The 21,686-nt window shown below is 73.4% G+C and carries 23 protein-coding genes; 7 read left to right on the forward strand and 16 right to left on the reverse strand.

Annotation, left to right across the window (positions count from 1 at the left end; all coding sequences use genetic code 11):
- Positions 1-48: 48 nt before the first annotated feature.
- Positions 49-399, forward strand: a complete 351-nt coding sequence (locus tag A6A27_RS31455) for a hypothetical protein (RefSeq protein WP_073838278.1) — start codon at positions 49-51, stop codon at positions 397-399.
- Between the two features lie 8 nt (positions 400-407).
- Here A6A27_RS31455 and A6A27_RS31460 read toward each other — a convergent pair whose 3' ends face one another.
- From A6A27_RS31460 to nadD, 7 genes are all read right to left on the reverse strand, one after another.
- A complete protein-coding gene (locus tag A6A27_RS31460) occupies positions 408-959 on the reverse strand; it encodes an SLBB domain-containing protein (RefSeq protein ID WP_443190019.1) in 552 nt (183 codons plus the stop codon).
- Between the two features lie 112 nt (positions 960-1,071).
- A complete protein-coding gene (locus A6A27_RS31465; RefSeq protein ID WP_073838279.1) occupies positions 1,072-1,818 on the reverse strand; it encodes an alpha/beta fold hydrolase in 747 nt (248 codons plus the stop codon).
- A gap of 2 nt (positions 1,819-1,820) precedes the next feature.
- A complete protein-coding gene (locus A6A27_RS31470; RefSeq protein WP_073838280.1) occupies positions 1,821-2,636 on the reverse strand; it encodes an SDR family NAD(P)-dependent oxidoreductase in 816 nt (271 codons plus the stop codon).
- Positions 2,637-2,733: 97 nt separating this feature from the next.
- On the reverse strand, positions 2,734-3,585 hold the full coding sequence (locus tag A6A27_RS31475) for a DegV family protein (RefSeq protein WP_073838281.1): 852 nt from the start codon (positions 3,583-3,585) through the stop codon (positions 2,734-2,736).
- A 48-nt stretch (positions 3,586-3,633) separates the two neighbouring features.
- Entirely contained in the window at positions 3,634-4,263 is a 630-nt protein-coding gene (locus A6A27_RS31480; RefSeq protein WP_073838282.1) for a histidine phosphatase family protein, read from the reverse strand.
- Positions 4,260-4,664 carry a ribosome silencing factor gene (gene rsfS / locus A6A27_RS31485; protein WP_073838283.1) on the reverse strand — a complete coding sequence of 135 codons (405 nt, stop codon included), beginning with the start codon at positions 4,662-4,664 and terminating at the stop codon, positions 4,260-4,262. Before rsfS ends, A6A27_RS31480 begins: the two co-directional genes overlap by 4 nt.
- A gap of 110 nt (positions 4,665-4,774) precedes the next feature.
- Positions 4,775-5,371 carry a nicotinate-nucleotide adenylyltransferase gene (nadD, locus tag A6A27_RS31490; protein WP_073838284.1) on the reverse strand — a complete coding sequence of 199 codons (597 nt, stop codon included), beginning with the start codon at positions 5,369-5,371 and terminating at the stop codon, positions 4,775-4,777.
- A 151-nt stretch (positions 5,372-5,522) separates the two neighbouring features.
- Here nadD and A6A27_RS31495 point away from each other — a divergent pair, with 151 nt between their 5' ends.
- Both A6A27_RS31495 and A6A27_RS31500 read left to right on the forward strand, forming a co-directional pair.
- Positions 5,523-6,170 carry a PadR family transcriptional regulator gene (locus A6A27_RS31495; protein WP_073838285.1) on the forward strand — a complete coding sequence of 216 codons (648 nt, stop codon included), beginning with the start codon at positions 5,523-5,525 and terminating at the stop codon, positions 6,168-6,170.
- 383 nt (positions 6,171-6,553) lie between these two features.
- The gene (locus A6A27_RS31500) at positions 6,554-7,528 is read left to right on the forward strand and encodes an FAD-dependent monooxygenase (protein ID WP_241825535.1); all 975 of its coding nucleotides are present in this window, start codon (positions 6,554-6,556) and stop codon (positions 7,526-7,528) included.
- A 50-nt stretch (positions 7,529-7,578) separates the two neighbouring features.
- Here A6A27_RS31500 and pepN read toward each other — a convergent pair whose 3' ends face one another.
- A complete protein-coding gene (gene pepN, locus A6A27_RS31505; RefSeq protein ID WP_073838286.1) occupies positions 7,579-10,095 on the reverse strand; it encodes an aminopeptidase N in 2,517 nt (838 codons plus the stop codon).
- A 66-nt stretch (positions 10,096-10,161) separates the two neighbouring features.
- On the opposite strand from pepN, the gene A6A27_RS31510 reads away from it, so the two are divergent.
- A complete protein-coding gene (locus tag A6A27_RS31510) occupies positions 10,162-10,380 on the forward strand; it encodes a DUF397 domain-containing protein (protein WP_073838287.1) in 219 nt (72 codons plus the stop codon).
- Positions 10,381-10,390: 10 nt separating this feature from the next.
- Here the strand turns inward: A6A27_RS31510 and A6A27_RS31515 are convergent, their stop codons facing one another.
- Positions 10,391-10,786, reverse strand: coding sequence for a hypothetical protein (locus A6A27_RS31515; RefSeq protein WP_073838288.1), 396 nt, complete (start codon positions 10,784-10,786; stop codon positions 10,391-10,393).
- Between the two features lie 242 nt (positions 10,787-11,028).
- Here A6A27_RS31515 and A6A27_RS31520 point away from each other — a divergent pair, with 242 nt between their 5' ends.
- Entirely contained in the window at positions 11,029-12,276 is a 1,248-nt protein-coding gene (locus A6A27_RS31520; RefSeq protein WP_073838289.1) for a cytochrome P450, read from the forward strand.
- Positions 12,277-12,316: 40 nt separating this feature from the next.
- On the opposite strand, the gene A6A27_RS31525 is transcribed toward A6A27_RS31520, so the two are convergent.
- Entirely contained in the window at positions 12,317-13,495 is a 1,179-nt protein-coding gene (locus A6A27_RS31525; RefSeq protein ID WP_073838290.1) for a zinc-dependent alcohol dehydrogenase, read from the reverse strand.
- Complete coding sequence (locus A6A27_RS31530; RefSeq protein ID WP_073838291.1) at positions 13,492-14,130, reverse strand: SRPBCC family protein; 639 nt, start codon at positions 14,128-14,130, stop codon at positions 13,492-13,494. The genes A6A27_RS31525 and A6A27_RS31530 overlap by 4 nt, the downstream gene beginning before the upstream one ends.
- A gap of 211 nt (positions 14,131-14,341) precedes the next feature.
- Between A6A27_RS31530 and A6A27_RS31535 the strand changes: the two genes are divergently transcribed.
- Positions 14,342-14,824, forward strand: coding sequence for a DUF4383 domain-containing protein (locus tag A6A27_RS31535; protein ID WP_073838292.1), 483 nt, complete (start codon positions 14,342-14,344; stop codon positions 14,822-14,824).
- A 118-nt stretch (positions 14,825-14,942) separates the two neighbouring features.
- Positions 14,943-15,602: a DUF6766 family protein gene (locus tag A6A27_RS31540; RefSeq protein ID WP_073838293.1), complete on the forward strand. Its 660-nt coding sequence runs from the start codon at positions 14,943-14,945 to the stop codon at positions 15,600-15,602.
- A gap of 52 nt (positions 15,603-15,654) precedes the next feature.
- Here A6A27_RS31540 and A6A27_RS31545 read toward each other — a convergent pair whose 3' ends face one another.
- The 5 genes from A6A27_RS31545 to A6A27_RS31565 all read right to left on the reverse strand — a co-directional run bounded on the left by A6A27_RS31545 (position 15,655) and on the right by A6A27_RS31565 (position 21,661).
- Complete coding sequence (locus A6A27_RS31545) at positions 15,655-16,104, reverse strand: GNAT family N-acetyltransferase (RefSeq protein ID WP_073838294.1); 450 nt, start codon at positions 16,102-16,104, stop codon at positions 15,655-15,657.
- Positions 16,105-16,174: 70 nt separating this feature from the next.
- Positions 16,175-17,635, reverse strand: coding sequence for a GTPase ObgE (gene obgE, locus A6A27_RS31550; protein WP_143194270.1), 1,461 nt, complete (start codon positions 17,633-17,635; stop codon positions 16,175-16,177).
- A gap of 88 nt (positions 17,636-17,723) precedes the next feature.
- On the reverse strand, positions 17,724-17,978 hold the full coding sequence (gene rpmA, locus A6A27_RS31555) for a 50S ribosomal protein L27 (RefSeq protein ID WP_073838295.1): 255 nt from the start codon (positions 17,976-17,978) through the stop codon (positions 17,724-17,726).
- An 11-nt stretch (positions 17,979-17,989) separates the two neighbouring features.
- On the reverse strand, positions 17,990-18,304 hold the full coding sequence (gene rplU / locus A6A27_RS31560) for a 50S ribosomal protein L21 (RefSeq protein WP_073838296.1): 315 nt from the start codon (positions 18,302-18,304) through the stop codon (positions 17,990-17,992).
- 315 nt (positions 18,305-18,619) lie between these two features.
- Positions 18,620-21,661 (reverse strand): Rne/Rng family ribonuclease, encoded by a 3,042-nt coding sequence (locus A6A27_RS31565; protein WP_073838297.1) that lies wholly within the window; start codon positions 21,659-21,661, stop codon positions 18,620-18,622.
- Positions 21,662-21,686: the final 25 nt, after the last annotated feature.

A 21,686-nucleotide genomic window follows, 5' to 3' on the forward strand; every position in this document is an offset into this window, starting at 1 on the left:
GCCGACCCCACCCCGATTCTCATCCTTCGAGGCGGCCCACGGTAGGCCATGGATTCTCAGAAGGAATTCGACGCCTACGCAGCTGGCGACTGGAAGGGTGCATGGGACCTCTGGACCAAGGAGGGCAAGACGGCGATCACCCGCGACGAGTACGCCCGCCTGCATACCGAGTGCAAGACCATCACCGGCCTGACCTTCGAGATCACGAACGCCAGGCTGGAGGGTGAGGATAAGGCCGTGGTGAACTTCAAGCGGTCGATCGTCGCCGGGATGTCCGAGATTCGGTACGAGGACGGGCAGTGGCGGTACCAGCCGGACGCCGACTCAATGGCGGACTACGCCAAGGGCGTCGACAAGGTGATCGCTGAGGGGCGGGCCTCCGGGCGCTGCGAGAAGTAAGCGAGGCATCAAGTAGCACAACGCGCCCGACTCACACCGGGCAGCGCGCCACCGGCCGCCTCGAGGGCGTCGCCGACCCGCGAGCCGGCGGGCAGCCGGACCAGGCCCGGACGGCGTACCTTGCCGGCGACCGCGACCACCACCTCGCCGCTCGCCCCGGACGAGGCGACCGGGGACGGCGGTGGCTCGTCCGCGGCGGCGACCGTCGACACCGGCCGGACCGGCTCGGCGTGCGGGCGGGACCGCCAGGCCCAGACCCCGGCCTCCAGCACCACGACGACGGCGACGACGGCCAGCGCCCGGACGCCCCGCCGACCGGGATCGAACGCGCCCGGCCCGGGCAGCCGGGAGAGCCGCGACGGCGGATCCGGGATGGGCTCCGGCGCGTCAGCCTCGGCGGAGCCGGTGACCGGCGGCATGACCGAATCGGAACGCCGGCCCGGCTCCCCGGGTACGCGCGGTCGGGGCGTGGCGGGTGCCGCCGGGAGCAGGTCGAAGGTCGGCCAGTCCGGCTCGCGGCGGGCGTCCCGGGTGAACAGCCGGGACAGCCGCCGGCGCACCGCGCTCTCGTCGTCGTCTGAGACGGCGCGTGGTTAGGTCGCACGACGGGTGGTGTTCAGGAAGGACCAGGCAGGCTTTGGACAGGCGGATCCCCTGTGGACAACGACCTGTTCATGCCCGAACCGTGCTATCGGGCGGGGCGGCAGGCGACAGTTCGCGGGCGAACCGGCGTACCGCCTCGGTGACCGCTGCGGGGGCGTCGAAGTTGGCCAGGTGTCCGGCGCCCGGGACCAGTTCGATCCGGGTGCCGGGGCGGGCTTGGGCGAACTCCTGCTCCCCGGAGCGGAACAGCCGGTCCCGTTCCCCGTTGAGGATAAGCACTGGGGCGCGTACGGCAGCCAGGCTGGTCGCGTCGAACCGGCCCATGACGTCCCGCCAGGCCACCGGCAGGGTGTGGAAGGCGTAGCCGTCGGCGAGGGTGGCCCCGACGACCTCCGGCGGGTACAGGCGGCGCAGCAGCCGGTCGTTCCAGGCGGTGAGCCGGGCCGCCGGCAGCCGCGCGACCAGTGCCGCCATCAGCCGGTACGGCACGGTCAGCGGCCCGGTGGTGGCCACGCTCGCGCCCATCAGCACCAGCCCGGCGAGCAGGTCCGGGTGCCGTCGGGCGACGTGCAGCGAGACGTACCCGCCGAGCGAGTGACCTACCACCAGTGCGGGACCGGCGTCGAGGTCGCGGACGGCCTCGGCCACCACGTCGGCGGCCCGGTCCAGGTCCCACGGCTCGGCCGCCCGGCGGCCGTGCCCGGGCAGGTCGATCGCGGCCACCGGGAACTCCGCGGCGAGCGCGGCCAGTTGCGGCTGCCACTGGCCGCGCGCGAAGCGGGTGCCGTGCACCAGGACGATCGGTGGTCGGTCCATGCTCACCTCGCCTCGGGGTCGATGCCGAACACTGCCCGGCCGCCGTCCACCGGCATCGTCGCCCCGTTGACGAAGCTGGCCCGCTCCGACAGCAGGAACGCGACCACCTCGGCCACCTCCCCGGTACGCCCGATCCGGCCCAGCGGGTGCAGCCGAGCCAGCTCCGCGGTGATCCACTCCGCCTCGGCCGGCTCCCGTCCGGCGAGGAAGGCGGCGTGCCGCTCGGTGTGGATCGAGCCGAGCGCGACGGCGTTGGTCCGTACGCCCCGGACGCCGTACTCGACGGCGAGCGAGCGGGTGAGCCCTTCGACGGCGGCCTTCGCCGTGGCGTACGGCAGGGCGCCCGGCACGGCCCGGCGGGCCTGGTGGGAGGAGACGTTGACGATCGCGCCACCGGTGCCGGCGGCCAGAAACCGGCGTACCGCGGTGCCGGCGCCGACCACGGCGGGGCGCAGGTTCCGCGCGATCAGCTCGAACACCTCGGCCGCGGGCGCGGTGTGCAGGGCGGCGTCCCGGAACACGGCGGCGTTGTTGACCCAGCCGGCCAGCGGGCCGGCCGCCTCGGCCAGGTCGGCGGCCCGCCCGGCGACCTCCTCGTCGGCGGCGTCGCCGAGCACCGGCCGCAGCCGGTCGGCGGCGGGATGCTCGGCCAGCCAGCGCAGCGCGTCCGGGTCCTGCTCGACGACCACCACGGTGCCGCCGTCGGCGGCGAGCTGCTCCACGATGGCCCGTCCGACGCCCCGGCCCCCGCCGGTCACCACGTACGACACGACGTCATTCTCCCGGGCCCGGATGGCGCGCGCTATCCGCAGCCGCATCGGCGAAACTGCGGTGTCCGGGCGCACTGGATGCCGCCACCTCGCCGAAGCCGCGCACCCGCCGGGTGGTGCCGGCACGCGGCTGAGGCGGCGTCGGTCAGGAAGGGCGGCGGTGCACAACCACGCAGGCCAGTCCCGGTCCGGCATGCGCCGCCACGACCGCCCCGGCCTCGGTGACGTACGTGTCGTGCAGGCGGGCGCCGAGGCGCTCGGTCAGCGCCGCGATCAGTTGCTCGGCGCGCTGCGGGGCGGCGAGGTGGTGCACCGCCAGGTCCACCTCGGCGTCGCCGGCCGCCTCGACGGCCAGGTCGACCAGGCGGGCCATGCCCCGGCTGGCGGTACGGACCTTGTCCCGGAGCACGATCGTGCCGTCCGGCATGTGCATGATCGGCTTCACCGACAGGGCGGTACCGAGCAGGGCCTCGGCCGCGTTGATCCGGCCGCCCCGGCGCAGGAACTCCAGGGTGTCCACGTAGAAGAAGATGGTGGTCCGGGCGATGGCGTCGACCGCCGCCTGGCGTACCCCGGACAGGTCCGCTCCCTCGGCGGCGGCCGCGGCGGCGGCGAGCGCCGGGAAGCCCAGACCCATCCCCGTCGAGCGACTGTCGACCACGGCGACCCGGTCGCCGAACTCGGCGGCGGCCAGCCGGGCGGCCTCCACCGTGCCGGACAGCTCGGCCGACAGGTGCACCGAGAGCACGCCGTTGGCGCCGGCGGCGAGCTGTTGGCGGTAGACCTGCGCGAACTGCTCCGGGGCCGGGCGGGAGGTGCTGGCCGAGACCCGCCGGCCGCTCAGTGCCCGGGCGGCGTCGTCCGGGAAGGTCTCGACCCCCTCCCGCCCTTCGGCGCCGTTGAGCACGACGGTCAGCGGGACCACGGTGAGCTGGTGCGCGCGCACCAGCTCCGGCGGGAGGTAGGCGGTGGAGTCGGTGACGACCGCGACGGGCATGACCGGCACGCTAGCCGATGCCGGCCCGGCACGCCCGGGCCGGATGAGTCAGACCGCGTCGGTCAGCGCCGGCTGCGTGATGAGGCCGACGTTGTGCGCCCGCAGGTGCCAGCCCCGGACGTCGTCGTGGCGCAGCTCGGTCCAGTGGCAGTTGGCCAGCGAACCGACGGCGCGCAGTACGGCGTGGTCCCAGCCGAGCAGGTGGCCGACGCCCTGCCGGGCGCCGCCGCCGTGCGTGGTCACCACGACGGTGCTACCGAGGGCCAGGTCGGCCGCGTCCTGCATGGCGGCGCCGAGGCGCTTGCCCAGGTCGTCGAGGTTCTCGATACCGGCGCCCGGGTCGGGGTCGCCGGCGCGCCAGCGCGCGTACTCGTCGGGGAAGCGCTCGGCGACCTCGGCGAGGGCGAGCCCCTGCCACTGGCCGAAGTGGCGCTCCCGCAGCCGGGCGTCGGTGCGTACCGGCAGCCCGGTCAGCGCGGCGAGGGCGGCGGCGGTGTCGGCGGCCCGGCGCAGGTCGCTGGCGACGATGGCGTCGGGGCGCAGCGCGGCGAGCACGGGCGCGGCGGCGCGGGCCTGCTCACGGCCGAGGTCGTTGAGCGGGACGTCGGTCTGCCCCTGGACCCGGCCGGCGGCGTTCCAGTCGGTGTTGCCGTGCCGCCAGATGATCAGGCGGGTCATTCCGCGCTGGCGGTGCCGGCGGTGGAGTCGGCCAGGTCCCGGTCCACGAACGGGATCTGCGGGCAGTCCTTCCAGAGCCGGTCGAGGGCGTAGAACTCGCGCTCCTCGGTGTGCTGCACGTGCACCACGATGTCGACGTAGTCGAGCAGCACCCAACGGCCACCCCGCTCGCCCTCGCGCCGGACCGGCTTGGCCTTCTCCGGCAGCTCCAGCAGGCGCTCCTCGATGGCGTCGACGATGGCGAGCACCTGGCGCTCGTTCGGAGCGGCGGCCAGCAGGAACGCGTCGGTGATGGCGAGCTGGTCGCCCACATCGATGATGACGATGTCCTGCGCCTTCTTGTCGGCCGCGGCCTGTGCGGCGGCCATCGCCAGCTCATGAGCGCGTTCGGAAACTGTCACCGTTCTCCTTCGATCAACCGTGCGATCCTCCAAGCCTCTCACACCGGGACGCGCGACGACTTGTCAGTTCTGGCCGATTACCCGGACAAGCGCTCGCGTTCGGGAAGATTTCACCGCTGATAGAGGCGCCGCTTGGCGATGTACTGCACCACACCGTCCGGCACCAGGTACCAGACCGGCTCACCCCGGGCCACCCGGGCGCGGCAGTCGGTCGAGGAGATGGCCATGGCCGGGACCTGTACCAGGCTGACCGTGTCCGCGGGGAGGTGCTTGTCGGAGAGTTCGAACCCGGGGCGGGTCACCCCGATGAAGTGGGCCAGCTCGAACATCCGGTCCACTTCCTTCCAGGACAGGATGCGTTCCAGCGCGTCCGCACCGGTGATGAAGAAGAGCTGGACCTTCGGGCCGTACTCAGCGTGCAGGTCGCGCAGGGTATCGACGGTGTACGTCGGGCCGCCGCGGTCGATGTCGACCCGGCTCACCTGGAAGCGGGGGTTGGAGGCGGTGGCGATCACCGTCATGAGGTAGCGGTCCTCGGCGGAGCTGACCACCTCGTCCGCCTTCTGCCACGGCTGGCCGGTGGGGACGAAGACCACCTCGTCCAGGCCGAACCGGTCCGCCACCTCGCTGGCCGCCACCAGGTGACCGTGGTGGATCGGGTCGAAGGTACCGCCCATGATCCCGATCCGCCTGATGTCTTCCTCCACCCCGCGATCGTAGGCCGGTGCGGGACGTCGGCAGTCTCGCCCCTTGCCGGCGCCCGCGCTTCGGGGCGGTTCCGGCCGGGCTTCCCCGATCGTCCGGTCGGCCATATACTCGTCAGCGAGTAATCGGAGGCGAGCATCACGGGAGGGCGGCATGTCGGGGCGGCGGAAGGTCGGCAACCTGCTGGCCCTGGCCGTGCTGTCCGCCCTCGTCCAGCGGCCCATGCACCCATACGAGATCGCCACCACGCTCCGCGGCTGGGGCAAGGACCACGACATGGGCATCAAGTGGGGGTCCTTCTACACCGTGGTCCGCAACCTGGAGCGGCACGGCCTGATCGCGGCCGTGGAGAGCGTCCGCGCGGGGCGGCGCCCTGAGCGCACTGTCTACCGCATCACCGACGCCGGCCGGGCGGAGCTGGTCGACTGGACCCGCGAGCTGGTCTCGACCCCGGTCGCCGAGCAGTCCCGCTTCCGCGCCGGCCTGTCGGTGCTCGCCGTGCTGCACCCCGAGGAGGCGACGGCCCTGCTGCGCCGGCGGCTGGCAGTGCTGGAGGAGGAGGTCGGGGCCGAACGCGCCGCCCTCGCGGAGCACCTGCGCACCCTGCCACGCCTGTTCCTGGTCGAGTCGGAATACGACCTGGCCATCCGGGAGGCGGAGGTGGCCTGGGTCCGCGCGCTGCTGGCAGAGCTCGGCTCGGGCAGCTACCCGGGCCTGGCCGAGTGGCGGGCCTTCCACGAGACCGGCGTGCTGCCGACCGAGCCGGACGGGCCCGGGGAGAGGAGCGGCTCCGCACCGTGATGGACGGCCCCGGCACGGTGCGCCAACACCAGGCCGGGGCCCTTACCTCGAACCGACACCCGAAGGTGCCCGGCCCGAAGCGGCAACCACGAGGATAGCTGGGCTCCCTCCAGGTCGGTTCGTACGCATCGCAACCGACGATCCCTGGGAGGGAACCGTGACCACAGTGAGAACAGCGATCGTGATCGGCGGCGGCATCGCCGGTCCGGTGACCGCGTTGGCGCTGCACCGGGCGGGCATCACCGCGACCGTGTACGAGGCGTACCCGAGCACCACCAACGGCGCCGGCGGCACGCTCGGGCTCGCGCCCCAACGGTGTCGCCGCGCTGCGCGCCGTCGACGCGGACCGGGCCGTGACCGCGATCGGCAATCCGATGGTTCGAATGGTGATGGCGGTAGGGCGCAAGCGCATCGCCCTGCCGGGATTGACGGGTGTGCCGCCGCTGCAGGTGGTGCACCGCAACGAACTGCACCGCGTGTTGCACGACCGCGCCCACGCCGACGGGGTGGTCATCGAGCACGGGAAGCGCCTGGTCGACGTGCGGGAGACGGGCAGCGGCATCACCGCCCGGTTCGCCGACGGCAGCACGGCGACGGGGGACGTCCTCATCGGCGCCGACGGCATCCGGTCGGCGGTGCGCGCCCTGATCGACCCGGACGCCGTCGGACCGAAGTTCACCGGGCTGCTCGGCTTCGAGGCGGTGGCCCGGCACGAGGTCGAGGTGGAACCTGGCACCATGACCTTCGCCTTCGGCCGGGGCGGCTACTACCTCTACTGGCCGGAGCCGGGCGGCGGCACCTGGTGGGGCGTCAACCTGCCGCAGCAACGGCCGATGAGCCTCACCGAGGCCCGCGCCGTGCCGCCGGCCGACTGGATGCGGACGCTGCGGGCCGCGTACGCCGACGACGACCCGGGTCGCGAGCTCATGCTCACCAGCCGCGAGGACGAGCTGCAGGTGGTGGGCTCGCTGCACATCATGCCGCCGGTGCGGCACTGGCACCGCGGGCGAATGGTGCTGGTCGGCGACGCGGCGCACGCGCCGTCGAACAGCTCCGGCCAGGGTGCCTCGCTGGCCATCGAGAGCGCCGTGCAGCTGGCCCGCTGCCTGCGCGACCTGCCCGACATCCCGTCCGCGTTCGCCGCCTACGAGCGGCTGCGCCGCGGCCGGGTGGAGGCGGTCGCCGCGCGAGCGGCGAAGATCAACCGCACGAAGGCACCGGGCCCGATGGCCCGGGCGCTGATGCCGGTGCTCATGCCGATGCTGATGCGGATCGCGATGAACCCGGAGAAGACGCTCGGCCCCGAGCAGCGGTACGTCATCGACTGGGACGCCCCCGTGACGACGGCCGCACGCTGAACCCGCGCCGTGGGTGGCGCGCCCCGTTTCGGCGCGCCGCCCACGAACGGTCAGGCCGAGGCGGCGGCCACCGCCGTGCGCGCCACCAGCGCGCGGCGCAGATCGTCGTCCCGGTCGACGACCTGCCGGCGCAGGCCCGGCGTAAGGTCGTCGCGGGCCAGCAGCGCCGCGGCCAGGTCCCGGGTGGACCGCGCCACGGCGTAGCGGGGGAAGGCCAGGGTGGCGACCCGGTCGGCCATCCAGGGGGTACGCAGCCGCGCCGCCGCCGGCATGTCGGCGAAGTACCGTTCGACGTATCCGGCGGTCAGCTCGGCCTGCTCCGGCTGCCAGAAGCCCTCCGCGGTCGCCTCGACGAGCCGGTTGGAGAGCTCAGTGCTGCTGGTGATGATCTCCCAGGCGGCCCGCTTGGCGTCGGCGTCGGGCAGCGCGGCCCGGCAGCTCGCGGCCCGCTCGGCGCCGGTGGCGCTGCGGTCGGCGGCCGCTTCGGCGGCGATCTCCGGCTCGCCGGCCGCACCGAGCACGACCAGCCGGTGCAGCAGCGCCCAGCGCAGGTCGGCGTCCACGGCCAGCCCCTCCGGCACGCCGTCGCCGGCCAGCCAACCGGCCAGCAGCCCGGCGTCGGCGGTGGCGCCGATCAGGCCCCGGGCCGCGGCGAGCTGCAGCGAACCCCCGGCCGGGGCGCCGGCCAGCAGCGCGGCGCACGCCTCCGCGATCCGAAGCAGGGCCGCGTCCCGGGCCAGCGGCTCCAGATAGCGGTCGACCAGGCCACGGCTGAGGGTGAGCACGTCCTCGGCGATGATCACCTCGGTCTCGGCCGGCAGCGCCGCCGCGATGAGCGAGACCACCGAGGCCACCGGACGCTCGCCGTCGGTGGCGGCGTCCAGGGCCTCGCCCCAGAGCAGTGCCCGGGCCAGCGGGTCGTCCAGCCCGGCGAGCAGCATCGGCACCGCGTCCGCGGAGGCGGGGTCGAGCCGGATCTTGGCGAAGGTGAGGTCACCGGCGTTGGGCAGCAGCAGGCCGGCGGCCGGCTGCCCGATCAGCTCGGTCAGCTCGGTGCGGCCGCCGTCGGCGTCCGGGTCCAGATCCACCTCGAAGCGGTGCACCGGGGCGTCGGGAGCGTAGCGCGCCACGCCGATGCGGTGCGGGCGCAGCACCGGGTACGCCTCCGGCGCGGTCTGCACCACCGCCGCCTCGCTCCACCGGCCGTCGGCGTCCACCGCGGTCACCATCCGCAACGTGTTCACCTGCGGGCGGCGCAGCCAGCGGGCGGCCCAGTCGGCCAGGTCCCGCCCGCTCGCCGTGCTCAGGCTCTCCAGCAGGTCGGTGAGGGTGGCGTTGCCGAACCGGTGCTTGGCGAAGTGCGCGTTCAAGCCGGTGAGGAAGGCGTCGTCACCGACCCAGGCGACGAGCTGGCGCAGCACGCTGGCGCCCTTGGCGTACGAGATGCCGTCGAAGTTGAGCAGGGCCTGGGCGGCGTCGGGCACCTCCGCCGGGGCCACCGGGTGGGTGGAGGGGCGCTGGTCGGCCGCGTACCCCCACGCCTTGCGGCGCATCGCGAACGTGGTCCACGCCCGGTCGAACCGGGTGGCCTCGGCGGTGACCCGGGTGCCCAGGTACTCGGCGAAGGACTCGTTCAGCCAGAGGTCATCCCACCAGCGCATGGTGACCAGGTCGCCGAACCACATGTGCGCCATCTCGTGCGCGATCGTGGTGGCCCGCAGCTCCCGCTGGGTGTCGGTGACCGCGGAGCGGAAGATGTAGTCGTCGCGCAGGGTGACCAGACCCGGGTTCTCCATCGCTCCGGCGTTGAACTCCGGCATGAACGCCTGGTCGTACTTGCCGAACGGGTAGCGCTCGGCGAAGAGCTGGTGGAACCGGTCGAGACACTGCCGGGTGACCGTGAAGATCTCGTCGGCGTCGGCGTCCAGGTGGGCGGCCAGCGACCGCCGGCAGTAGAGGCCGAGCGGGATGCCGTCGTGCTCGTCGTGACGGACGTGCCAGGGGCCCGCGATCAGCGTGAAGAAGTACGTGGCCAGGGGTTCGGTGGGGGCGAACTCCCAGCGCCCGGGCGCCGGCCGCTCGGCGAGCCGCCCGTTGGCGGCCACGGTCCACTCTGGCGGGGCGGTGACCGAGAGGATCACCGGCGCCTTCAGGTCGGGCTGGTCGAACGCGGCGAAGATGCGCTGCACGTCGTCGAGGAAGGACATGGCGTAGAGGTACGTCTCGCCGTCGGCCGGGTCGACGAACCGGTGCACGCCCTCGCCGGTGTTCGAGTACGCCATCTCGGCGCTGACCGTAAGGGTGTTCTCCACGGCCAGCCCGGTCAGCGGCAGCCGGTTGTCGTCGAGGACGGCCGGGTCGAGGTCCCGGTCGTTGAGCCGTACGCCGAGGAGGTTCACGGGTTTCACCTCGGCGAAGGTGTCGGCGCCGGGGGTCGCCCGGAACCGGATCGTGACGGTCGAGCGGAACCGCTCGCCGGCACCGGTCAGGTCGAGGTCCACCTGGTAGGACTCGACGGTAATCAACGCGCCACGCGCGGTCGCCTCTACACGGGTCAGGCTCGGCATCCGCTTATCCTGCCCGATGGGGATCCGGACGGACCCCCCGGTGACGCGTGGCGATGGAGGAACGACATGGGTCAGCACCCCAAGGGCGACTTCGACCTCTCCCGAGCGATCTGGCAGCGGGCCGAGGGTGACGCCTCCGAAGGCGCGGTGGAGGTGGCCTTCGTCGACGACCTGATCGGGATGCGCAACTCGGCCGAGCCGGACGGGCCGGTGCTGGTCTTCACCCAGGGCGAGTGGGACGCCTTCGTCGCGGGTGCCCAGGACGGCGAGTTCGACCTGGAGTGAGCCCCGGGGCTCAGTCACCGTCGCCCCAACCCAGACCGCCGGGGCCGGGCGCGTGGTGGAAGCCCGGATGGCCGGCCACGTCCGCGCACCGCTCGCCGTCGGGCCCGAGCGCCCCGCAGAACAGCCGCTCCGCGCGGTGCCAGGCGTCGGCCGGGGAGAGCGCCGCGGCGCCGAGCGCCAGCTCCGGGCGGAGCAGCCCCAGCGCCTCGGCGTACGCGACGGCCAACTCCCGGGCGACAGCCGGATCGACGGCCTCGAAGCCGAGGTGCACGGTGAAGAACCGGGGCGGTCGGGCCCCGGACCGCCGGGGCGGTGCGATCACTGACTCCTCGCGGTCGCCGGGACGCACGCTCAGCCCGGTCACCGCCCGCCGCTGCCGCCAGTGCGCTGCCCTGTTGTCCCGCATCCGTCCTCCCCGTCGCCGGTGACCACCGCCGGTCGCGCCCGGCGGATCAGCGACCGGCCCGCCGCCGGTCCCCGAACTGAGCCAATCAGCTTTTCCGTGCCCTGGGAGGGGCCAGCTCCCGTGCTTGGCTGGCCCCTCCCAGGGCCCGCCGCAGCTGCTACACCAACGCCCCAACGGGCGGGATTCGCCCGCCCCGGCACGGGTAGACGGGCACCGTCGCCGAGCCGCGTCAGGAGCAGCAGATGAGCACCATCCCCACCGACCGCAGTCCGGACAGCACGCTGGCCTTTCTCCGCGAGGGGTACCGGTTCGTCGGCGACCGCTGCGACCGGTACGGCAGCGACATCTTCCAGACCCGGCTGCTGCTGGAACCCACCATCTGCCTGCGCGGCCGCCCCGCCGCCGAGCTGTTCTACGACAACGACCGGTTCGTCCGGCGCGGCGCCATGCCGATGCGGTTCCAGCGCACCCTGACCGGCGTCGGCGGCGTCCAGGGGCTCGACGGCGTGGCGCACCGGACGCGCAAGGCGATGCTCATGTCGATCATGAGCGCCACCGCGATCCGCCACCTCGGGCAGCTCTTCGACGACGAGTGGCGGGCCCGCATCCCGGTCTGGGCTGCAGCCGGTCCGGTCGTGCTCCGCGAGGAGGTCGGCCGGCTGCTGACCCGGGCGGTCTGTGCCTGGTCAGGCGTACCGCTCGCCGGCACCGACGGGCCGCGCCGGACCCGCGACCTGCACGCCATGATCGATTCCCCGACCACGGTCGGTCCCCGGCACTGGCGGGGACTGCTCGGCCGCCGCCGCGCCGAACGCTGGACCGCCGATCTGGTGGAGCAGGCCCGCACCGGCGACCTGCCCGCGCCGGAGGGCAGCGCGCTGCGGGTGGTCGCCGAGCACCGGGACGAGCAGGGCCGGCTGCTACCCCGCCGGATCGCGGCGGTGGAACTGCTGAACGTCCTCCGCCCGACGGTCGCGGTCGACCGCTTCGTGGTCTTCGCCGCGCTGGCCCTGCACGACCATCCGCAGTGGCGGGAACGGCTACGCGGCGACGACGCGGCCATCGAGAACTTCGTGCAGGAGGTACGCCGCTACTACCCCCTCTTCGCCATGACGGCGGCCCGGGTCCGGCGCTCCTTCGAGTGGCAGGGGCATCCCTTTCCGCAGGGCCGCCGGGTGCTGCTCGACCTGTACGGCACCAATCACCACCCGCGGCTGTGGCCGGACCCGGAACAGTTCCGGCCGGAGCGGTTCACCGGCTGGCGAGGCGACCCGTTCAGCCTCGTCCCGCAGGGCGGTGGCGACCACCTCACCGGTCACCGCTGCGCCGGCGAGTGGCTCACCATCGAGCTGATGAAGCGGGCGGTCGCCAACCTGACCTGCGCGATGAGCTACCGGGTCCCGCCGCAGGACCTGGCGCTCGACCTGAGCCGGGTGCCAGCCCGGCCGCCCAGCGGGTTCCTCATCGACGGGATACGCCGGGCGGAGTGAACCTCCGGCCGCGCGCGGGAGGCGGCCGCCGTGGCCCGGGTCAGGCCGCCTGCGGGTGCAGGACGGTACGCAGGCAGCCGTCCTCCTTCTTCTCGAAGATCTCGTAGCCCCGGGCCCCCTGCTCCAGGGACATCGGATGGGTGGCCAGGTACCCGGGATCGACCTCGCCGACCGCGATTCGGTCCAGCAGCATCGGGATGTAGCGCTGGGCGTGCATCTGCCCCATCCGCAGCACCAGCGCCTTGTTCATGGCCGCGCCGAGCGGGAACTTGTCGACCAGGCCGCCGTACAGCCCGACGATGCTCACCGTGCCGCCCTTGCGGCAAGCCATGATCGCCTGCCGGACCGAGGTCGGCCGGTCGGTGGTCAGCCGGGTCGCCTGCTTCCCCTTGTCGTACGCGTAGCTCGGCCCCACGTCGTGCGACTCCATGCCGACCGCCTCGATGCAGGCGTCCGGCCCGCGCCCGGCGGTCAGCTCGCGCAGCGCCTCCAGCACGTCGGTATCCGCGTAGTTGATCGTCTCGACGCCCCACCGTTGCACTGCGGCGGCGAGCCGATCCGGCAGCCGGTCGATGACGATCACCCGCTCGGCGCCGAGGATCTGCGCGGACCGGGCGGCCATCTGGCCCACCCCGCCGGCGCCCCAGACCGCGACCACCTCGCCGCCCTTCAGCCCGCAGAAATCGGCCCCCATCCAGCCGGTCGGCATGGCGTCGGAGGCGAACACCACCGAGTCGTCCGGCACCCCCTCGGGGACGGTGAACGCCCCGACGTCGCCGAACGGCACCCGGATGTACTCGGCATGGCTGCCCGAGTAGCCGCCGGCCGCGTGCGAGTAGCCGAGGATGCCGGCCGGCGCGTGGCCCCACAGCTTCTCGCTGAAGACCGGCTGCGGGTTGGAGTTGTCACAGAGCGAGTACTGCTCGGTACGGCAGTACCAGCAGCCGCCACAGGCCACCACCGAGCCGACCACGACCCGGTCACCGACCTTGATCCGGCGTACGTCCGGGCCGGTCTCCACCACCTCGCCCATGAACTCGTGGCCGAGGATGTCGCCCTCCCGCATCGCCGGCAGGTAGCCGTTGATCAGGTGCAGGTCCGAACCGCAGACGCTGCTCGCCCGGACCCTGACGATGATGTCGCCGGCCGAGCGGATCGTCGGTTCCGGCACGTCGCGTACGGCCAGCTTGCGGACGCCCTCCCAGCACAGCGCCTTCACGGTCGACCCCCCACCGTCAGCGCCTCCCGGATCCGGTCCGTCGCCTGCTCCTGCTTCGGGCTGCGTCCCGACGGGTCGTGCCGGGTGTCCAGCACCTGGCCGGTCTCGATCAGCGACTTGATCCGGCGGAGTGCGCTGCGCAGGGCCAGGTCGGGGTCGTGCCGGCTGGCCAAGCCGAGCACTCTGCGTATCCGGCCGGACCGCCAGCGCAGTTCGGCGCGGATCTCGGTGCCCCGGTCCTGCGGCGCCGGGACCAGCTCGACCCGGCCCCGCTGGGCGATCGGCCCCTCCGTCACCCGCCAGGTCAGCCGGCCCGGACCGTCAACGGTGAGTTCGGCGCGCCACTCGGTGCCGCCGCCCGCCGGGTCGCTGGCCACGCAGCGCCACCGGTTGTCGTCGAGCCGCTCCAGGGTCGCCCACTCGGCCAGCCCGCGGTCCAGCCGTTCCTGATCCGTCCAGAAGCCGATCACCGCATCCCTCGGCCGGTGCACGGTGATCCCCCGGTGGACGACGTACCAGCCCCCCTCCCGGTCGGGTTGGTGCCGGCGCCGCCGCCGGGCCACCATCCGGCCGACCCCGAACCCGGTCAGGGTGGCGGCGCCGCCGAGCACCCACCTCGTACCACTGCTGGTCATCACGCCTCCTCGACCCGGGCGCCGGAGCGCGCCCGCGTCCCGCAGCGCTACCCGGCGAGAAGGCGTCGAAACGGCGGCCGATGGGCCATCGACCTACCCGGCGTCCGGCCCATGCCTGATTCGTCATTTCTCTGCGGAGCCGCCCCGCCCCGATCTCACAATGGTGGGTCTGCCCCGCCCGGGCGGCGGCTGAGCAACGGAGGTGACAGCGATGGCACGTGACGTGCGCGGACCCGCCCCGGCCGGGCAGCGGCCGGCGATCCAGAAGGCCGCCCTCCTGGTGGCCGCCGTCTTCGTGCTGATCGGCGTGCTCGGCTTCATCCCCGGCGTCACCGAGCACTCTGGCGACCTAGCGTTCGCCGGCCACCACTCCCAGGCGAAGCTGTTCTACCTGTTCCAGGTGTCGATCCTGCACAACCTCATCCATCTGGTCTTCGGCCTCGTCGGGCTGGTGCTGGCCCGCCGGGTCGGCGGGGCGCGGCTGTTCCTCGCCGGTGGCGGCGCCGTCTATCTGGTGATCTGGCTGTACGGCTTCGGCGTCGATCGAGAGAGCTCGGCGAACTTCGTGCCGTTCAACGACGCCGACAACTGGCTGCACCTGTTCCTCGGCTTCGGCATGCTGCTCCTGGGGCTGCTGCTGTCCCCCCGCGCGGGCACCGGCGGCCGGCTGGACACCCCGCTCGACCGGCCCTGACCTGTGCGTTCACCCGATCGGGGACGGCTGGCGCGGCACCCTCTGCAGGGTTTGCGCGGTCACCGGCCGGGGCAGGAGGACCGCCACGGGAGTGCCCCCGGGACGAGGAGGTCCAGCGATGCCGCGGTGGTTGCGGGAGAACGCGCTCACGGTCGCCATGCTCGGCGCGTTCCTGATCTTCCTGCTGTTGCAGAGCGTGTTCGGCTGGCAGACGCACAACGAGGAGCTGACCCAGTACGGGGCGGCGCCGCTGAGCTGGTGGGCGTACCTGGGCACCGGGCACTTCGCCGAGGCGGTCTTCGAGAACTGGGAGTCGGAGTTCCTCCAGATGGGCGGCTACGTGCTGCTCACCGCGTACCTGGTGCAGAAGGGGTCGGCCGAGTCGAAGCCGGAGGACCAGGGCGACCGCCCGGAGGACGACGAGCGCCGGGCCACGCCCGACTCGCCCTGGCCGGTCCGCGCCGGGGGCCTCCCACTCGTGGTCTACCGCAACAGCCTGTCCCTCGCCCTGCTGCTGATCTTCGTCGGCTCGTTCCTCGGCCACGTGTTCGGCGGCGTGGCCGAATACAACGAGGAGCAGGCGTTGCAGAGAGGGGCCGCCCCGATCAGCGCCTGGCAGTTCCTCGGCACCAGCGACTTCTGGTTCCAGTCCATGCAGAACTGGCAGAGCGAGTTCCTCGCCGTGGGCGTGCTGATCCTGCTGAGCGTCGTCCTGCGCCAGCACGCCAGCCCCGAGTCGAAGCCGGTCACCGCCGCGCACGCCGAGACGGGCGCCTGACCGGGCCGCCGCGCGGGTCCGCCAGCCGCCCGGCGGCCACCGCCGCCAGCCGTCAGGCGGCCACCGGCAGCTGCTTGGCGAAGCACACGCGGTACGGGTTGTGGTCGTACTCCCCGTACCCCGGGATGGGCTGGTAGCCGCAGGACCGGTAGAGGCCGATGGCGGCCGGGACGTAGGTGCCGGCCTGCAGGCACAGCGTGGTGTGCCCCTGCCGGAAGGCCAACTCCTCCAGGGCGGCCAGCAACTGCCGCCCGATGCCCCGCCCCCGGTACGCCGGCCGGACGTACATCCGCTTCAGCTCGCCGGTCTCGGCATCCAGCGACTGGATCCCGCCGCAGGCGACTGCCCGCCCGCCGGCCACCACCACCAGGTAACGGAGGTCGTCGTGAGTGACCGTTACCTGGCCGGCCGGCCCCCCGTCGACGTCCCGCAGTTCACGCTGCTGGGCGACGACCAAGGCGGCAAGCTCGGGATCGTTGGCGGGACGGGCTTCGATCAACATGCCGTAACGCTAGGTCGGCCGGATTTCGCGGAGGTTTCCGGCCAACGACCCGATCACGGACGGAAAGGGACTACTCCCAGTCCTCGTCGTCGTCCGCGTCCTGCGCCGCCGCCTCGATCTCGTCGGCCGGGCGCTGCCGGCGGGCCTTGCGAGCCTCCAGCCGCTCGGCCGCCGACGCGCGGGTCGACTTCTCCTCCAGCCGGATGTCGGTGCCCCGGTTGCCCGGGACGAAGTCGACGCCGGCGTAGAGGGTCGGCTGCCAGTCGAACTCCCGGTCGCCGATGCGGACCAGGTCGCCGGGGTTTGCGCCGGCCTTGGCCAGCTTCTCCTCGACGCCCAGCCGGGCCAGCCGGTCGGCCAGGTAGCCCACCGCCTCGTCGTTGTCGAAGTTGGTCTGCCGGACCCACCGCTCGGGGCGGGTGCCGCGGACGGTGAACGAGCCGTCCTCCTCCGCCTCGATGGTGAAGCCGGCGTCGTCGACCGCCTTAAGGCGGATCACGATCCGGGTGGGCTCGGCCGGCGGCGCCGCGCTGCGGGCCTGCTCGACCACTTCGGCCACCGCGTACGTCAGCTCCTTGAGCCCCTCGCGGGTGGCCGTGGAGACCTCGAAGACCGGCAGGCCGCGCGCCTCCAGGTCAGGCCGGACGATCTCGGCGAGGTCCCGGCCGTCCGGTACGTCGATCTTGTTGAGCGCGACGAGGCGGGGCCGGTCGGCGAGGCCGCCGTACTCGGCCAGCTCGGCCTCGATGGCGTCGATGTCCGCGAGGGGATCCCGGCCCGGCTCCAGCGTCGCGGTGTCGATCACGTGCACCAGCACGGCGCAGCGCTCGACGTGTCGGAGGAACTCCAGGCCCAGCCCCTTGCCGGTGGCCGCGCCGGGGATCAGGCCCGGCACGTCGGCGACGGTGAAGGTGTGGTTGTCCACCCGGACCACGCCCAGGTTCGGCACCAGGGTGGTGAACGGGTAGTCGGCGATCTTCGGCTTGGCGGCGGAGATCACCGAGATCAGCGACGACTTGCCGGCCGACGGGAAGCCGACCAGGCCGACGTCGGCCACGCTCTTCAGCTCCAGCACCACGTCCAGCCGGTCGCCGGGCTCGCCCAGCTCGGCGAAGCCGGGTGCCTTGCGCCGGGCGTTGGCCAGCGAGGCGTTGCCCCGGCCACCCCGGCCACCCCGGGCCGCCTCGAAGGTGGTCCCCGCGCCGACCAGGTCGGCCAGCACCTCACCGTCGGAGGTCTGCACGACGGTGCCGTTCGGCACCTTGATGACCAGGTCCTGGCCGTTGGCGCCGTCCCGGTTCGAGCCGGCGCCGCCCCTGCCGTTCTCGGCCTTCACGTGCGGCCGGAAGTGGAAGTCGAGCAGCGTGTGCACCTGCGGGTCGACGACCAGCGAGATGCTGCCGCCGTGGCCGCCGTTGCCGCCGTCCGGGCCACCGAAGGGCTTGAACTTCTCCCGGTGGATCGAGACACAGCCGTGCCCGCCGTCGCCGGCCTGCAGGTGCAGGACGACCCGGTCAACGAACATCGCCACGATCTCAATCCTTCCAGCGGGGCCCACCCCGCATGAGAAAAGCGAAGCGGGCCGGGACCCGAGGTCCACGGCCCGCAACGCCTGCGAACTACTGCTGCGGCACGATGCTGACGGTCTTGCGACCGCGCTTGGTACCGAACTGGACCGCACCGGCGGCCAGCGCGAAGAGCGTGTCGTCGCCGCCGCGCCCGACCAGGTCACCGGGGTGGAACTTGGTGCCACGCTGGCGGATGATGATCTCGCCGGCGTTGACGACCTGACCACCGAAGCGCTTCACGCCGAGCCGCTGGGCCGCGGAGTCACGACCGTTACGCGAGCTGGACGCACCCTTTTTGTGAGCCATTGGAGGACGACCTACTTCCCGCTGGAGATGCCGGTCACCTTGACCTGGGTCAGCGGCTGGCGGTGACCCTGGCGCTTGTGGTAGCCGGTCTTGTTCTTGAACTTGTGGATCCGGATCTTCGGGCCCTTGGTGTGCGCGGCGATCTCGCCGGACACCGCAACCTTGGCAAGCTGCGCCGCGTCGGTCACCAGGTCGTCACCGTCGACGAGGAGCACCGCGGTGAGCTTCACCGCGTCGCCGGGAACACCGGCGAGCTTCTCGACCTCGATCACGTCGCCCTCGGCGACCTTGTACTGCTTGCCGCCGGTCTTGACGATCGCGTACATCGGAGGCGGACTCCCTGTCGTTGAGGCTGCTGGCGGTCGTTCCCACGGCGACTCGCCGGGTAGCTGTGACACCGGCGGCGCGGGCACGCGGGAACTCGGCACACCAAAGTGCGCCGCAGGCCAGCGTACGCCATACCAGGCCCGACACCCAAACCGGGCCGCCCGTCAGCCCGCACACAGCTCATCGCGGCGCTGCCGGAGCCGGTCGAACGCGTCTCGACGCCGTCCCGACCAGCCGACGGAACGGCAGGGCCCCTCTCCCGGACTCTCGTCCCCGGGAAAGGGGCCCTGCCGTACGCCGCGCTGGTCAGCGCCTCACGGGCGGGTACGCCGCCGGGCACCGCCCCGCCGGGAGCGCCGCCGGCCGAGGCCCGTCTCGGCGCCCTCCTCGTCGGTCTCGCCCTCGCCGAGCGCGTCCGGGTCGTCCGGCGCCGCCAGCCGGGCCGAGTCGCCCTCCTGGCTGTCGGCCACGGCCGGGGCGGCCGGCATCTCGGTCTCGTACCGGGACAGGTCGTAGCCCATCGTGTCGTGGTAGTCGGCGTCCGCCTGGGCGTCGGTCACCTCGGCGACGGTCTTCTCCGGCGCGGCCTTGCGGCCCCGGCGCCGGGAGGGCCCGCCCTTCTCCTCGGTGGCCGGGGTGGTGACGGCCGAGGCCACCGCCTTGACCTTCTCCCCCGCACCGCCGCCGCGCGGCTTCTCCGGCACCGGCTCGGTGTGGATGATCACGCCGCGGCCCTTGCAGCACTCGCAGGTCTCGCTGAACGCCTCGAGCAGGCCGGCGCCGATCCGCTTCCGGGTCATCTGCACCAGGCCCAGCGAGGTGATCTCGGTGACCTGGTGCTTGGTCCGGTCCCGGCCGAGGCACTCGGTGAGCCGGCGCAGCACCAGCTCCCGGTTCGACTCCAGCACCATGTCGATGAAGTCGATGACCACGATGCCGCCGAGGTCGCGCAGCCGCAGCTGGCGCACGATCTCCTCGGCCGCCTCCAGGTTGTTGCGGGTGACCGTCTCCTCCAGGTTGCCGCCGGAGCCGGTGTACTTGCCGGTGTTGACGTCGACGACGGTCATCGCCTCGGTCCGGTCGATCACCAGCGACCCGCCCGAGGGGAGGAAGACCTTGCGGTCCAGCCCCTTGAGGATCTGCTCGTCGATCCGGTACTCGGCGAAGACGTCGGTGGTGCCGGCGTGCCGCCGCAGCCGGGCGACCAGATCCGGCGAGACGTGCGACAGGTACGACTCGACCATGCCGTACGACTGCTCACCCTCGATGACCAACTCGCGGAAGTCCTCGTTGAACAGGTCCCGGACCACCCGGATGACCAGGTCCGGCTCCTCGTAGAGCAGCACCGGGGCACCGCCCTCGGCCGACTTGGCCTGGATGTCCTCCCACTGCGCCTGGAGCCGCTTGACGTCCCGGGCCAGCTCGTCCTCGCTGGCGCCCTCGGCGGCGGTCCGCACGATCACCCCGGCACCGTCCGGCACCAGCTTCTTGAGGATGTCCCGCAGCCGCTTGCGCTCGGTGTCCGGCAGCTTCCGGCTGATGCCGGAGGCGTTGCCGTTGGGCACGTACACGAGGTGCCGGCCGGAGAGCGCGATGTGGCTGGTCAGCCGCGCGCCCTTGTGCCCGATCGGGTCCTTGGTGACCTGCACCAGCACCGAGTCGCCGGACTTGAGCGCCTGCTCGATCGAGCGGGCCCGGCCCTCCAGGCCCGTGGTGTCCCAGTTGACCTCGCCGGCGTACAGCACGGCGTTGCGGCCGCGCCCGATGTCGACGAACGCCGCCTCCATGCTGGGCAGGACGTTCTGCACCTTGCCCAGGTAGACGTTGCCGGCCATGGTGCCGGCGGAGTTCCGGGTGACGTAGTGCTCGACCAGCACGCCGTCCTCGAGGACGGCGATCTGGGTCCGGTCACCGCGCTGGCGGACCGCCATCACCCGGTCGACCGCCTCCCGGCGGGCCAGGAACTCCGACTCGCTGAGGATCGGCGGCCGGGTACGCCGCTGCTCCCGGCCGTCCCGGCGGCGCTGCCGCTTGGCCTCCAGCCGGGTCGAGCCGGAGACGCCCTGCACCTCGTCCACGGGGCGGCGCGGCTCGCGGATCTTGACGACCGTGGGGACGCCGTCCTCGGCGGCGACCTCGACGTCGCCCGCGCCACGGCGGCGACGGCGACGCCGGCGCCGGGTCATCCCGTCGCCCTCGGTCTCCTCCTCCTCGGCCTCGTCCGCCTCGGCCTCGGCGCTCTCGGCCTGGACGGCCTCCTCGGCCTCTTCCTCCTCGAGGTCCTCCACGCCGCCCTTGCCCCGGCCCCGGCCGCGGCGGCCCCGACGGCGGCGGCGACGGCCCGCGGCCGACTCCTCCTCGTCCTCCTCCGCCTCGGCGGCCTCCTCGGCCTCGACGGTCGGCTCCTCCTCGGCCTCGGCCTCGGCCTCGGCCTCGACCTCGACCTCGACCGGCTCCGCCTCACGGCGGCCGCGCCGGCGCCGCCGGCCGGTCTCCACCGGCTCCTCGGCCGGCTCCTCGGCGGCCGGGGCGGTGGTCCGGACGATCGGCGCTTCCTCGGGCTGCGGCGCCATGAACAGGACGGTCGGCGCGGACAGCGCAGCCCGGCGGCGACGCGTGGTCGGCGCGGGCTCCTCCTCGGCCGGCTGCCCGGCCCCCGGCACGGCCGCGCCCGGCGCGATCTCGCCGGTCCGGTCCTCCGGCCCACCGGCACGGGCCAGCGTCGCCTCGGCGGCCGGCGGCACCTCGGCCACGCCCTCCGCGGTCGGCGTGGGCGCGCCGGCCAGCTCGCGGGCCGGGGCCGGCTCGCCCTCGACCTCCTCGTCCTCGGACGGCGTGGCGACGGCCGAGGGCTCGGCGGGCTCGCCGCCCTCCTCGTCCCGCTGCGGCTCGGGTTCGGCGGCCGCGGCGGCCTCGGCCGGCGCCTCGGTGGGCGACTCCTCGAGGGTCTCAGCGGGCGGCGGGATGGCCTTCCGCCGGCGGCTGCGGGTCACCTTGACCGGCGGGACGACCTCGTCGGAGGTCGCCTCCACGCCGGTGGCGACCATCGGCTCCTCGGCCGCCTTCGCGCTGGTCGCCTTGCGGCGCCGCCGGGTGGTCTTGGGCGCGGCGTCCAGTTCGCCGGCGACCGGGGCGAAGACCTCGGCCTGCGGGGCCTCCCCGCTGGTGGTGCCGGCGCCGGTCGGGGCCTCGGCCGGCGCATCGATCTGCTCCGGCTGGTTGAGCGGGGCGGCCTTGCGCCGGCTGGTCCGCTTGCGCGCCGGCTTGGCCTCGGGAGTGCTGTCGGTGCTGTTGGCGGTTGCCTCGGCCGGTTCCGAACCGGTCCGCTCGCCGCCCTCGGGCTCGTTCTCGAGCATGGACGTTCTCCAGTTCTGGCTACCC

The sequence above is a fragment of the Micromonospora sp. CB01531 genome (genome assembly GCF_001905095.1).
GTDB lineage: Bacteria > Actinomycetota > Actinomycetes > Mycobacteriales > Micromonosporaceae > Micromonospora.